We start from the raw sequence: 14451 nt of genomic DNA on the forward strand, positions 1-14451 counted from the left end.
GGCGACCAGTCCTGCGGATTTCGTCGCAGTGGCCAAGCCGTTCACCGCTGAATCGGTAGGCACCACCGGCACGTTGACCATCGACGGCACTGCTACCGGCGTGAACTTCAGCACCGCAGACAAGGCCGCGCTGCTGCGGTTCACCGGCACCAAGGGGCAACGCCTCAGCCTCGGTATCACCGGCTCCACCGCCGGGGACATCTTCGTGTACGGCTATACGCCGTTCGGTGCCGCGTTTGCACGCCAGGAACTGGAAGGTCCATGGAGCGTCACGGCGCTGGCCGGCGGCCTGGCGCTCCCGCCTCTACCGGCGAGCGGGACCTACCAGTTCGCGTTGAAGCCGGTCACCACCACCGCCACCGGTGCGGCCACCGCGACGTTGTCCACCCGGGGCGGCACCGCCCTTTCTCTCACCGGCGCCGGCTCGTCGGTGGCGCTGAACCGTGCGGGCCAACAGGCAGACCTGACCTTCTCCGCTACCGCGGGACAGCAGATCGGCATCGGCCTGACCGGCAAGACGTTCACCGCCACGGCATTGACCGGCCGGATCATCGATGCCTCCGGCGCGGCACTGCTGTGGAACCGCAGCGACGGCTCGAAAGATCCCCGCGTCAACATCCCCCTCGACGGCAGCGACGTCGACTTCGTGGCGCCCAGCACCGGCACGTACACGCTCACATTGGGTTCGGCAGACGGCGGAACCGGGTCGGTCACGGTCACCGCCTCGGTGGCACAGGCTCTGGGGGCACTGACCACCGCCGCCACGAAGTCCGTGTCCGTCACCCGGCCCGGCCAGGACGTGACCACCACGTTCAGCGGCACTGCGGGGCAGCTGCTGAGCCTCGATTTCGTCAACGCGACGACCACGTACGTGCCGGCCGTTCAAGTGGTCGGCCCGGACGGCGTGGTGCTCACCCAAGGAACGGCGACCAGCGGCCGATTCGACCTTCCCGCACTCCCGGCTACGGGCAGCTACACGGCCCGGATCAGCCTCTACTCCGGCACCGGCACCTTCACCCTGGGGCTGCTGCAACGGCAGAGTGCGGGCACGCTGAGTCTGACCGCAACGGGCACCACGGTGACCCTCGGCCAGGCCGGCGCCCAGGCCGACCTGACCTTCACCGCCACAGCCGGCCAGGCCTACACGTTCGGCTTGAGCGGCTGGACTCTGCCGGCCACCAGCTCCGTGCGGACCCGCATCGTTGACCCGTCCGGCGTCGTCGTCAACGACTTCACCACCGGATCACTTGGCGTCATCTATCTCACCCCCGCTACGACCGGCACCTTCCACCTGCTGATCAACGCCACCACAGCCGTTACCGGCTCCCTGGTCGTCACCTGGTCGCAGCGGGTGCAGGGCGGCGCGCTGACTGTCGGAAGCACCTCGGCGATCAACGTGACCCGCCCCGGACAGACAACGCTGTTCACGTTCGCGGGCACGGCCGGGCAGCGACTCGCCCTGATGGCCAGCAGCTACACGTTCACCAATGCCATCAACGCCACGCTGTACAACCCTGACGGCAGCGTCCTTTTCCAGGGCCTGCTGCGCGGAACGCTGATCGACCTCGCGGCACTGTCGAGCACCGGCACATACTCGCTGCTTCTCCAGCCTTACGCCGAGACCGGGGCACTGACCTTCACCCCCATCCTCGGCGTCAACGGCGGCGCCACCTCGCTGACCGGCACCGCACCGACATTCACGCTGCCGGCGGGCGGCCGGTACCTCGACACGACGGTCACGCTGACGGCCGGACAGCGGCTGTCGCTCGGGTTCACCGGCTGGACGTTCACCTCCAGCACGCTCATCGTCCGTGTCTCGACCGCGTCGGGAACCCCGCTCTACGAGACCGCGCTGACCAAGACCGGCGCCCTCAGCTTTCCGGCATTCGGCGCAGGCACCTACCAGATCGACTTCGTGGCCTCCGATCGCGGCGGCGGGGCCGTCGTCATGACGGCATCGGCGCAGACCAACGGCGGGACGCTCGCACTCAACACCGCCAAGACCGTCACGGCCTCGCGGATCGGGCAGAGCACCTACCTCACCTACGCGGGCACCGCCGGGCAGAACCTGGCCCTGTCCTACACGAACGTCACGATGACGTACTACCCGAACCTGGTGGTTCGCCGTCCGGACGGCACCGTGCTGGCCGACCTCACCGGGGCCGCCACCCAGAGCATCACCACGCTACCGGTGACCGGCACCTACGACATCACCATCAACCCGTACTCCGCCTCCGGTTCCGCCACGGCAACCCTCACCACGCGCACCGCGGCCGCCGCCACATCGGTCGCGCCAACGACCGTGCCCCCGTCGGTCATCCCGCAACCACCGGCCAAGACCGCTCCGCCGACGGCGAAGACCACAGCGGTCGCCAAGTCAAAGGCGCGTACCTCTCCTAGCGCACCCCGATCCGCGACCGGCCCTCAGCCGCCGCCCATCCCCGGGGCAGGGGAGAACTGGCGCCCCAGCCGGGAAACCCTCGCCGGGGGCAGCTGGACCACCGGCAGGGCCTCCGCCCTCGCCGACCCGCAGCCGCTGCGGGCCGCCACCGATGTCACCGCGCTCAGCGGACGCATCCTCACCCTCGAGGACAAGCCGCTGGCAAAGGTGACCGTCGGTATCGACGGGACCACGACCACCACCGACGCCAACGGGCGATTCCTGCTCACCGGCGTGCCCAGCGGCCACCGTGTCCTGCGCGTGGACGGAGCCACGGCCAGCACATCCGGGCGTGCTTTCGGCCTGCATGACATCGGCGTCGACCTGACCGACAAAGCCACCACGGTGCTGCCGTACACGATCTGGCTGTCACGGCTGGACACCGCACACACCGTCAAGTTCGCATCGCCGGCCCAACACGAGGTCGTCGTCAAGAACCCGGCGATTCCCGGGCTCGAGGTCCGGCTGCCGGCCGGCTCGGTGGTACGCGACACGCGTGGCCAGGTCGTCACCGAACTCGGTATCACCGCGATCCCAGTCGACCGCACACCGTTCCCGCTACCCCGTTCCAAGGTGCCGAGCTACTTCACCGTGCAGCCCGGCAGCTCGTACGTGTTCCCTGCCGGAGCACGGGTCATCTACCCGAACTTCACCCACGCCCAGCCCGGCGCGTCGATGGACTTCTGGCACTACGACCCCGCGGGCAAGGGCTGGTACGTCTACGGCAAGGGCACCGTCAGCCAGGACGGCAAACGGGTCGAGCCGAACAAGGGCACCGAGGTGTACCAGTTCACCGGTGCCATGCTGATCACGCCCAACACCGACGAACCCCCGGGACTGGCCAGGCTGCAAGGCGGCAGCGTCCTCGACGGTGACCCGGTCGACCTGCGCACCGGTCTGATCCACGACCAGCACACCGACCTGATCGTCGACGACATCATCCCGATCAGCGTCACGCGCACCTACCAGCAGAGCGACACCGGCCGGCGGACCTTCGGCATCGGCGCCAACTTCGACTACAGCCTTGACCTCTACCGCAGCGCCGACACCTTCCTGGAATGTTGGCTACTCACCCCCGACGGCGGCCGGGTCCGATTCCACCGCGTCTCACCGGGAGGCACCGGCCCGTACGACTTCCTCAACGCCGTCTTCGTCGCCGACGCGACCCCCACCGAATTCAACGCCTCCACGTTGAAGTGGAACGGCGACGGCTGGGACCTGGCCCTGCGCGACGGCACCACCTACGTCTTCGGCAACGAAGCACCACTGCAAGAAATCCGCGACAAGTTCGGCAACACCGTCACCCTCACCCGCGGCCCAGCAGCCCCGGACCCCAACGGCTACATCCACGCCAACGGGCCGATCACCCAGATCACCTCACCCAACGGCAAGTGGATCAAGCTGTCGTACGACTCGTCAAACCGGGTCACCAGGGCAGAGAACATCCTCGGACACGCCGTCACCTACACCTACACCAGTGACGGACGTCTGGAAACGATCACCGACGTCAACCAGGGCGTCACGACCTACACCTACGAGTCCGGCCGCCTCAAGACGATCGAAGACGCCCGCGGGACCATCTACGTCAACAACACCTACGACAGCAGCGGCCGGGTCCAGACCCAGACCAACCCCGACGGCGGCCTCTACCAGTTCACCTACGCCTCCGGCTACACCGACGTCACCGACCCCCGCGGCCACGTACGCCGGGTGACCTTCAACAGTGCCGGATTCAGTACCTCCGACACCGCCGCCTACGGCACCAGCAGCGCCCAAACCGTCAACATCACCCGCGACACGACCAGCAACCGGATCACCGCCGTCACCGACGCGCTCAACCGGCGCACCGAGTACGGCTACGACACCAACGGCAACGTTCACACCGTCACCGAGCTGGCCGGCACCTCCGACCAGCGGGTAACCACCGTCGACCACGACGGCCCCTACGACCAGGTGTCACGCATCACCGACCCGCTCTCTCACGCGGTCGTCTACAGCTACCAGACCGACGGCGCCCTGCACACCGTCACCGACCCGATGAGCCGGGTCACCACCATCGACACCAACGAGGCCGGCCAGGCCACGAAGATCACCGACAACACCAGCAAGGCGACCGCCCTCGGGTATGCGCTGGGCGATCCCGTTACGGTCACCGACCCGCTCGGCCGAGTCACCCGCAGCTTCACCGACGCTGCCGGCCATTCCACCGGCGGCGTCGACGCGGCCGGCAACACGGTCACCCTCACCTATGACGGTGCCGGGCAGGTGCTGTCCACGGTCGACCAGATCGGCCGGGTCACCACCTTCGAGTACGACCCGAACGGCAACCTTCACAAAGTCACCGACCCGCGCAACCACACCACCGTCTACGACTGGGACACCAGCGACCGGCTAACGAAGATCACCGACCCGCTCAACCGGGCCACCGTCCACGCCTACGACCGCAACGGCAACGTCACCACCACCACCAAACCGAGCGGTAAGGCCACCGCGTTCGCCTACGACGACCTCGACCGGCTCGTCTTAGCCCGCTACGGCGTCTCCGGCACTACGCAGGAGAGTACGACCGCATACCAGTACGACGCCGGAAATCAGATCCGGTCCGTGGATGACTCGGCCGGCGGCACCACAACGATCACCCCCGACGTCTTCGGCCGGCCGCAGACGGTACTCAGTCCGCAGGGACAGGTCGCCTACACCTACGACGCGGCAGACCGCCGGGCCACGATGACAGCCTCAGGTCAAAGTCAGACGACGTACGCGTACAACAACGCCGACCAACTCACCTCGGTCACGCGTGGCAGCGAGGCTGTGAGCATCGGCTACGACACACTCGGAAGGCGCCAGTCGCTCACGCTGCCAGCCGGAATCACCCAGTCCTACACTTACGACGATGCCGGTGGTGTGACCCGTATCGGGTACGCCCAGGGAACCACCACGCTGGGCGCCATCACGTACCAACTCGACCTGCTGGGCCGGCGCATCCACGTGGATGGCAGCTATGGGCGAGTGGCACTGCCAGCCGCTACGACCGCCGCCACATACGACGCCGCTGACCAGCACACCGGCACAACATATGACCCTGACGGCAACGTCACCGCCGACAGCGGCGGAACCTACACATGGAATGCCCGCGGGCAGCTCACAGCCACCGCAACCACGACCTTCGGGTATGACGCCCTAGGCCGTCAGAACACCCGGACGGCAAGCGGGACGACCACGTCCTATCTGTATGACGGGCTCAACGTCATACGCGAGACCACCGGAACATCGACGACGAACCTGTTGACCGGCGATATTGATGAGGTGTTCGCCCGCAACTCCAGGTCGCTGCTGACCGATGCTCTGGGCAGCACGATCGCCTCTGCCGACACCGCGGTGGCCGCTGAATACACCTACGATCCGTTCGGCAGTACCACCGTCACCGGTGACGATCAGGGCAACCCAGCCCGGTTCACCGGGCGCGCGGACGAGGGCAGCGGCCTCTACCAGTACCGCAACCGGTTCTACTCTCCGGCCACCCAGCGGTTCCTAAGCCGAGACCCGCTAGGACTAGCGTCCGGTGACACCAACCCGTACACGTACGTCAACAACCAGCCGACGATGCTCACCGACCCGCTCGGTACCAAGCCGACGGGATCTGGTGGAACTGGTGGATCTGGCGGCCTACCCAACCGGGTATTCCCGATCGTCGAACCAGACCCACAGTCGACCATGCCCTCAGGTGAGTGGATTACGTCTGCTACTGGTGCGACAGCCGGGGAACGCCACTTCTATGTGGTAATGCCGGGCGGCCAAGTCCGCGCCATCGCGGGCAGCCGCTTCGAGAACGAATTCCAGCAGAACGACCCCCGCGAGGGAACGCTGTGGCCAGGTCACACCAGCCTGTCGGAACGGCAGTCGGTGTGGATGGCCGGAACGTTCGAGCTCAACGAAAGCGGAATTCTCACCGAGATCACCAACCACTCAGGTCATTACAAGCCGAACGACAACCTGCCCGGCTTCCGCCCGATCGAGGAGGTCGCACGTAAGGCACTCGGCGATGCCGGGTTCCCCGGAGCCGGTACGGCCGTCTGGGACGCCTGGTAAACATTCTAAGGAGAGGGGCCGCTCCATCGGCCCCTCTCCTTAGAATGTGATGATGCAACTCGATGCGCCGTGGGAAGTAATCTGGGCCAGCACAACCGATGACGACCCCCGGATAGTTCGACGTTGGCAGACCGGACCCGTTCAGACATCTGCAATAGACACCAGCACCGCACTGATCGCCGTCGGTAGCGGCTCCGGCATCCAAGTGCGGAACATCGACAATGAAAACCTGTGGACAGCGCCCGGTGAGCCCCTCTGCCTAGAGTTTGCGGGCAGGATTCTGTTGAGCGGGCACACCGACGGGTTCCGGATCTGGGACGCCACGGACGGAACACCGATCGGCGAGGTTTCCGGCATCGGACAGGTACACCAGATTGTCGTGGTGGACGCCGCAGAGGGCCCGCAGATGGTGACGCGTAACGGCCGGAACCGGGTTCAACGCTGGTCACTGCCGTCCGGACGTCCGATCGGTGGGCCGGAACTGCCGGACGGGCACACGATCACGGCCGGCCGGCTCGGTGACGGCCGTCTGGTGCTGCTGGCCGGCCTCGACGGTCTTGCGCTGCATGACCTGGACAGCCATGAACGGAGCCGGCTCGTCGGGCCGCCGAGCATCGATGGGATCCGGTCTGTCGCGTTAGGGACAGCGACCGGCCGTGATCTTGTCTCCGCCGTCGACCAGAGCGGCGGGATCCATACCTTCGACGTACGAACCGGTGCTGCGGTCGGCGAGGTGATACCGACTCCGGCCGGGCGTCCCGAGCAAGGCCGCCGCCAGCGGATCGCGGTGGTCGGTGGCGTTCTGGCCGTGTCCGACCGATGGCGTGTCCGGCTGTACGAACAAGCCACGTCAGCCCCGGTAGGTCCGCCGTTGGCGGGCCCGGTCGCCGCGTCCACGATGGCCGCGTCAGGGACCTATCTGCTGACCTCCTCGAAAGAGGACCGCAGTGTCGTGTTGTGGGATCCGACCCGGCCGACGTCTCGGGAACCGGGACACGACGCGCGGATCATCGGGATTACCCGGGCCCGCGCGGATGTCGTCGTCAGCGCCGATGCCGCCGGCACGTTACTGGCTCGCGATACCGCGGATGGCCGTCTTCTGCACCCGCCCACGCGTACCGCGGTCGTGAACACCAGAGCCTTGACGGCGTGGACGGACGGCCCGGCAATCGTGGCGGCAACCGGCGCCGGCGAACCCGACCGGCGTGACCCGCTCGTACGGCTACTGGACCTCACGACCGGCCAGCAGTACCACCCGCCCATCGACACCGGGCAACGGCTCGTCCGACGTCTGGCGGTGGTCGGCCCGTTACTGATCACCGGGGACGGCCGGGTACGAACGTGGCGGACTTGCGACGGCGCTCCGCAGGACGAATGGACCCCACCTGCGGGGCCGGCGCCTTCGGGCTTCGGTGTGGGCACCCGCTACGGCCGTGACGTGGTGGTCACCTGCGTGACCGGCGAACGATTCCGGATCCACGACGCGGGCGATCTGGGTATAGGACCGACCGTCATCCCCGCCCGTGAGGACGACGTCGTACTCACCGTGAGCGGCCCCTACATCGTCACGCGCGGACGAGTCCTCGACACGAGCGGGCACACGGTACGCGCCGGAATCCGACGGCTGACAGACGCAACCCTGGCCACGGTGCGGGCCTGGCCACAGGTATATCTGGCACACGAGGACGGCACGATCTCGCTGACGGACTTGCTGACCGGCGAGGACCTCACACCGCCGATGACTCTACCGAGCATGCCGATCAGTATCGCCGCCACTACGGATGGTGACCTTCTGGTCGGCTACGGCAGCGACACCGCCCGGCTCAGCCCGCGCGTGCTGTGAACCTGTCCGTTCTGATGACGTGGCGTATCGCGGTTGGTATTGCTGGCAATCACGATGCGCACTGATGCCGATCTCAGAGATTCCTGCGGTGGCGGGCTGACCAAGCGCTGGACCGACTGCAAAAGATGCGGGTCGACATCGAGCACTACGTGCACGCACGGTGGATCTGAGGTCGTGTCCCGGGGTTCCGAGGTGATCGACCGGGTGATCAAGAAGGCGGAGTATGCGAAGGCTGGGATTCCGCACTATTGGATCGTCGAGCGCGACAGCGTCACTGCCGTGCACCGGCACAGCCTCAACGTCGAGACCGGTGAGTACGAGCCGGACCCCAGCGGTGCGCAACCCATCGCATGGCTGTTGACCACCGTTCCTGATGTCTCCTGAGCTGGAGTGTTCGGCTCGCCGGCTACGGATCAGAAGGGTTAGGGGTTCGGGTCCCTTCGGGCGCACCGAGTAATTAGCGCCGGTACCTGCGGAAACGCAGGTCCCGGCGTTTTTGTTTCCCGTTTTTGAGCCCACAAATCCCGTTATATGGGATGCGGTGATCCGGTGGTGATCGGCCGCCTTGTGACGCCGTAGTGCCCCGGATGTGGCCTGGTCCGAAGGGGCTGCCAGCCTCTCCGGCTGCGGGCTCGGTCATCCGGTGCCGACGCGACCAGGCCAGATGGTGGCTCAGCGGCTGTCGATGGTGGTGGGCGACTGCGGGGTGCGTCAGGGGACGGGAGTCCAATGCGAGGGGGCGTGCCGCCCCAAGCGTCGTCTTCCAGTCGCCGGTGAACTGGCTCGCCCAGCCCTCGAGGGGGTCGTGGCCGAAGACCCAGATGATTGTCTGCGTAGCCATGCCGCGGGGCTGATGAGGTCAACCATGGGGTTGATCGCCCACATCTCGATCCCGATCGCCTACTCCGGGTTCCGCAGGAACTGGGTCGGCTCGGTGACGTCGGCGAACGCGGCGTCGCCGATACCAGGGTCCTGCTGCTCAGCGAGTGCCCGTCGGAGGGTGTCGGCGTCTTTGACGCCGGGATAGGCGGCGTCGAGCGTCGCGGCCGCCTGCAGGTCGGCCTGGGCCTACCACCTTCTGATCCGAGCACTACACGGGTGCGACACCCCGACGCCTCGATCTAGCTGATCGGGACGTTCCGGGTTGATCGCCTACCCGTCTCCGCTGTGTGGCTGCATGCCTGCGCACCCCGGAGACGGGGGCGCAGGCATGCCCGCCTTCAAGGAAGGCCACCATGACTGCACCATCGCCCACACCCGCCCCGCCCCTCCGGCGGCTCAAGCAAAACGAGAGGGTAGCGCCTCCACACTTGCACCAACCGGCGACGAACCGGACCACTTCCCGGCCGGCCGTTGCCCTGGGAGCGCGCCGTCGGCGATCGTGTCGCAACCCGGCACGCAAAATCAGTGCGCCGGGCATGTTCACCTATCGGGAACCTCAGGTCGTATATGCAGGTGAGGGAAGGCGGGGGCATGCAGGCACCAGAAGGGTTCGCCGAATTCGTCTCGGCTCGCAGTCACCGGCTGCTCCACGCGGCGTGGCTGCTGACCGGGGACACCGGGCGAGCCGAAGACCTGCTGCAGACAGTGCTCGCCAAGGCATGGCGGCACTGGCGGCGCATCGAAGCCGGCGACGCCGAGGCATACGTCCGGCGGATGCTGTTCACGACCTACGCGACGTGGTGGCGGCGCAAATGGCGAGCCGAACAGCCGACAGGGGCCCTGCCGGAACGCGCGCACGCCGGCGACCTGGCCGGTGAGGCAGCCGACCGCGACGCCGTGCAACGCGCGCTGGCCCGGGTGTCTCGCCAGCAGCGGGCGATCGTGGTCCTGCGGTTCCTCGATGACCTGTCGGTCGCCGAGACCGCCGAGATGCTCGGCTGCTCGCAGGCGACGGTCAAGACCCAGACCGTCCGGGCCCTGGCGGCGATGCGCGCCGACCCTCAGTTGCAGCACCTGCGAGCCGAGGAGATCACGGCATGACCAGCGACGAACAGCACATGCGGACACTGCTGCACGCGGCGGTGCCGGTACTTCCGGAGCCCCGCGACCGGATGGCGGCCGTCGCGGCGCGGGTCCGGCGCACCCGGATGGCCGGCGCGTCAGCTGCGGCGGCGCTCGCCGTCACCGCCGGTCTGCTCGTCGGTGTACCGGCGGTGACGTCCGGCGGTGACGGCGGCACGGGTATGCCCGTCGCGGCGGCGCTGACGGTGACGGCGAGTACCGCGGGCTGCGACACCAGCAAGGCGTCGACGGAGCCGGCGGCGCTCGACGAGGTGGCGCACCGGCTGCGGGTCACCGGGGAGGCCGACTACGCGGATTCGTTCTCGGCGGTGGAGATCACCGACCGGGTGCGGGTGTTCCGCAAGGCCAACGACGCCTTCGACAGGTGGGTGACCGGCGAGTTCACCGACGCGTGCGTCGAGATCCTCGACGTGCCGTACTCGGGTAAGCAGATCCAGGCGATCCTCGACCGTGTCGAAGCCGACCGTGGCTACTGGGAGAGCCAGGGCGTCGTGCTGAACACGGTCAGTGTGGACGCCGACGGGACGATCAAGGTCGGGGTGGACGGCGAGAAGGTCGACGCTGTGCAGGAGAAGATGAACGACCGCTACGACCAGCCGGTGCAGGTGCGTGGGCAGGGCGCTGTGCCGCCGGCGATCGGCGCGCCGGGCTGACCGCCGGGACGGCCGCGCATTCACCGGGGCTCGCGGCGGGTTAACTTTTAGATTCCGAATCGCCCATGCCGGGACACGAAAACCCCAAACGAACCATTCTAGTTACGCTCGTGAATACGCGCTACCGTGTTGTTGGTCGAGGGGCGTTATGGTTCCTGCCATGCGCGACACTTCCGCTGGAGGCTCCAAGGGTGCGACCGCGCGAGCGAAGTACTCGTCGAGCGGCTCACCGTTGCCGTACAGCGCGGCGATGAACGCCTGACACCGGTTGATCAGGGCCGGATCGTGCCAGCGACGTGCCGCCTCCAGCACGCCGTCAGCGTCATAGATCGCCTCGTACATGGTCTGCGCGCCGAGGGTGTAAAGCTCGGGCAGCAGGCCGCCGGCCTCTGCCGCCTGGATCGCCTTGGGGCCGATCACGCGGGTGAGACCGCCGTATTCGTGCCGCAGGTTCAACACGTTTCCCATTGCAGGTACGGGGTCAACGGCTCCTCGACGACCCGAACCCGGCGTGTGGCGAAGCCGGCTTTCGCCACCTTCCGGTAGTAATCGTGGAACTCGTCGCGACGCTCCTGGAGGATCCGCATCGCCTCGTCCCACCGGCTCTGCGCGAAGGCTTTCCAGCCTTCGTCACCCGGTTCCTGGAAGTGCTGCTGACGTTCCAGCTTCCAGAAGCCCGGTGAACCGGTCTTCCAGAACCGCTGCTCGAAGTCGGCCCAGTATTCATCGAGGCCGAGCCGCTCGCCGACTCGGCCATCGAAGAGATCATGCATCGGTGATGTCCGCCCTCGCTGCGATCATCGTCGACCGGGGGACGATGACGAGCCGCTCGCCCGGATCGACGGGTGAGGTCGGCAGTCGAATTGAAGTCGGCCTCTATCGGCAGGGTCGGTACGCTGCCTGCATGCCCGCTGGTCAAGGTCCTATCGGCAAGCGTCTCCGTCTGGGTAACGAGCTGCGCAAACTTCGGGAGTCCAAGGACTGGTCGGTGACGCATGTCGCCGGCCTCATGGGCTGGAGCCACTCGAAGGTGTCGCGTCTGGAGACCGCGAAGGTGCGGCCCGATGTCGGCGAGGTCATGGATCTTCTTGACGCCTATGGGGTGGGCGGCGAGGCGCATGACCGGTTGGTGTCGCTGACTCGTGAGGCGAACGCGCGAGGCTGGTGGAGGGCGTTCGCGGGGATGCCGGCTCGTCAGATGGGCTTCGCGGAGATGGAGTCCAGCGTTCTCGGGATCCGTGAGCATGCGTTGGTGTACGTGCCGGGTCTTCTGCAGCACCCGGACTACATTCGCCAGCGGTTCAGCGACCGGGACGCGGTCAAGGACTTCGACCTGACGGCGGCGGTGGAGGGCCGGGCGGAGCGACAGAAGATCCTTGACCGTGGTGTCGAGTACGAGGCCGTCCTCGACGAGGCGGTGCTTCGCCGACGTACCGCGCCGCCGGCGGTGATGACGAAGCAGATCCGTCACTTGATCGACGTGGCCTCGCTGGAGAACGTCACCTTGCGCGTGCTGCGTTTCGATGCCGAGGTCGAGTACCTGTCCGCGGCGTTGAACAGCTTCGCCCTCTACCGCTTCGATGACCCTGAGCAGGACGATATGGTGAGCGTCGAGTCCGAGACGAGTGATCTCTGGCTGGGAGATCTTGAGGATCTCGCTCGTTACGTCGTGGTCTTCGACCGGCTCCGAGCGGCGGCCGAGACTCCTGACGCGACACTTGCCTTCCTTCGTTCGCTTGTGGACGAAGCGTGAAAGAGGAACGGGCCATGCAGTTCACAGACTGGCGTAAGAGCACGCGCAGCGGCAACCAGGCCAACTGCGTGATGGTTCGTCACAATTCGACCCACGTGCAGGTGAAGGACTCGAAGAACCCGGAAGGCCCGGTGCTGACCTTCACGCGAGCGGAATGGTCCGCCTTCATCGGCGGAGCCCATGACGGGGAGTTCGACCTGGCTTAACCGCGACGCTTCCGAAAGAGGGCCGGCCCATCGGGTCGGCCCTCTTTCGGCTTGTCATAGCGGACATATCGCCCAATCGCCGTCGCGGCCCTGTACTCGGTGCTGAGAATGTGCAAGCGTGCACATGTGCACAGATCGACGAGATTCAGTCGCTGACGGCATGCGAGTCGCCGCGCGCCCATCTGATCGGGAGGTGTGATGACCGGGACCACGTACTACGCAGATTCGGCAGAAGAGCAGCTCAGGTGTGCTCAGGAGATCCTCGATCAGCACGTGACGTCGAGTGCGACCGGACGATGTCTGGCCTGTGACTCCTTGGGCCCCTGTTGGCGCAGAGAGAACGCGGCGGTGATCTTCTCCCGCACGCTGCGGCTGCCGACCCGTCAGCCCGGCGCCACGCGCCCGGAACTGGTCAGCGCCGTCCGCGTCGGCCCGGGATGCCTTCCGAGAGGCCGGCGAGGACCGAATGCGGAGCACCGCTGAACCTTGTAGGCGCTGCCTGAGGTGGTCGAACGGATGCGTAACGCCTGAGTTCGTACAAGAGCGAAGTGGGGTGGGGTGTGATCTCGCGAGGTGAGTTGATCGCGGCACTGACCGCTATCGGGGTCGAGGCTGAGGTGCAGATCAGCTTGGACGGCATTCCGTTGGACATCGACGGGCTGGGTCTCGATGAACGGCGTGGCGTGATCTTTCTGCGGCCGCATCCGGAACACGTGCCGGCGGCGTTACGCCGGTTCGTTGCGGAGGTGACCGGCCGCGGTCGCGTGGAACAACCGGGTCGGTGCGACGGCTCGCGGCCACGACGAGCGGTAGGTGTTCGGTGAAGCGCACGCGTGTGCCCGATCGACTGGGCGGAGTTCTGCGGTTGGTGGGCGTGCGAGAGATCGAGGTTCGGCTCGGGGTGTCGCGGCAGTGGGTTCAGCGGTTGGCCGATCGTGCGGACTTCCCGGCGCCGTTTCATGAGTTGACGATGGGCCGGGTCTGGTGGGCGCACGAGGTGGAGGCCTGGATCCGTGACCGGCGGCCGGGAGAGCCGTCGGGCGCAGCCGTCGAGCACAGCGACGAGGACGCTGCCCAGCAGTTGGCCGAGCGGGTCGCCGACCACCTTGCCGAGCGGAGTCATGCCTTCCTCGGACAGGACCGCATCGACGTGCTCGCGGACCTCTTGCAGCTGTTCCTCGACAACAGCGGGTTTGCCGACGAGGCGTCATCCGAGAATGCCGGGGCGCGGCGAACGGAGCAGGGTCAGCGCGATTCCGGTGTGCGCTGACCTCTGCTTCGTGTGGGGCTGGGCTATGCGGCTTTGCGGGGGATGAGGTTGGCGGCGTCGTCGGCGTTGGGGCGGCGGAGGTCGAGGCGTACCGGTGGTTGGCCGCTGGTTTTGACGAGGTGGTCGAAGCGGGCGCTGATGGTCTGGGGGTGTCAGGGCTGTCCGTCGGGGC

General features: G+C 66.9%; 10 protein-coding genes. 8 read left to right on the forward strand and 2 right to left on the reverse strand.

Going from position 1 to position 14451, the window contains the following annotated elements; genetic code table 11:
- Positions 1-73: 73 nt before the first annotated feature.
- From QSK32_RS26690 to QSK32_RS26710, 5 genes are all read left to right on the forward strand, one after another.
- Positions 74-6529, forward strand: coding sequence for an RHS repeat-associated core domain-containing protein (locus QSK32_RS26690; RefSeq protein ID WP_285473472.1), 6456 nt, complete (start codon positions 74-76; stop codon positions 6527-6529).
- A 52-nt stretch (positions 6530-6581) separates the two neighbouring features.
- Complete coding sequence (locus QSK32_RS26695; protein ID WP_285473473.1) at positions 6582-8372, forward strand: WD40 repeat domain-containing protein; 1791 nt, start codon at positions 6582-6584, stop codon at positions 8370-8372.
- 54 nt (positions 8373-8426) lie between these two features.
- Complete coding sequence (locus QSK32_RS26700) at positions 8427-8756, forward strand: Uma2 family endonuclease (protein WP_285473474.1); 330 nt, start codon at positions 8427-8429, stop codon at positions 8754-8756.
- Positions 8757-9845: 1089 nt separating this feature from the next.
- Positions 9846-10355, forward strand: coding sequence for a SigE family RNA polymerase sigma factor (locus tag QSK32_RS26705; RefSeq protein WP_285473475.1), 510 nt, complete (start codon positions 9846-9848; stop codon positions 10353-10355).
- Entirely contained in the window at positions 10352-11050 is a 699-nt protein-coding gene (locus QSK32_RS26710) for a hypothetical protein (protein WP_285473476.1), read from the forward strand. The genes QSK32_RS26705 and QSK32_RS26710 overlap by 4 nt, the downstream gene beginning before the upstream one ends.
- 102 nt (positions 11051-11152) lie before the next feature.
- On the opposite strand, the gene QSK32_RS26715 is transcribed toward QSK32_RS26710, so the two are convergent.
- Positions 11153-11509, reverse strand: a complete 357-nt coding sequence (locus tag QSK32_RS26715; RefSeq protein WP_285473477.1) for a DUF6879 family protein — start codon at positions 11507-11509, stop codon at positions 11153-11155.
- Positions 11503-11823 carry a DUF6879 family protein gene (locus QSK32_RS26720; RefSeq protein WP_285473478.1) on the reverse strand — a complete coding sequence of 107 codons (321 nt, stop codon included), beginning with the start codon at positions 11821-11823 and terminating at the stop codon, positions 11503-11505. Before QSK32_RS26720 ends, QSK32_RS26715 begins: the two co-directional genes overlap by 7 nt.
- Positions 11824-11828: 5 nt before the next feature.
- Between QSK32_RS26720 and QSK32_RS26725 the strand changes: the two genes are divergently transcribed.
- The 3 genes from QSK32_RS26725 to QSK32_RS26735 all read left to right on the forward strand — a co-directional run bounded on the left by QSK32_RS26725 (position 11829) and on the right by QSK32_RS26735 (position 14279).
- Complete coding sequence (locus tag QSK32_RS26725; protein ID WP_285473574.1) at positions 11829-12803, forward strand: helix-turn-helix domain-containing protein; 975 nt, start codon at positions 11829-11831, stop codon at positions 12801-12803.
- 14 nt (positions 12804-12817) lie between these two features.
- Positions 12818-13009, forward strand: coding sequence for a DUF397 domain-containing protein (locus QSK32_RS26730; RefSeq protein ID WP_045744626.1), 192 nt, complete (start codon positions 12818-12820; stop codon positions 13007-13009).
- A gap of 874 nt (positions 13010-13883) precedes the next feature.
- Positions 13884-14279 carry a helix-turn-helix transcriptional regulator gene (locus tag QSK32_RS26735; RefSeq protein ID WP_285473479.1) on the forward strand — a complete coding sequence of 132 codons (396 nt, stop codon included), beginning with the start codon at positions 13884-13886 and terminating at the stop codon, positions 14277-14279.
- The last annotated feature ends 172 nt before the right edge of the window (positions 14280-14451 follow it).

The sequence above is a fragment of the Actinoplanes sp. NBRC 101535 genome (genome assembly GCF_030269225.1).
Taxonomy (GTDB): Bacteria; Actinomycetota; Actinomycetes; order Mycobacteriales; family Micromonosporaceae; genus Actinoplanes; species Actinoplanes rectilineatus.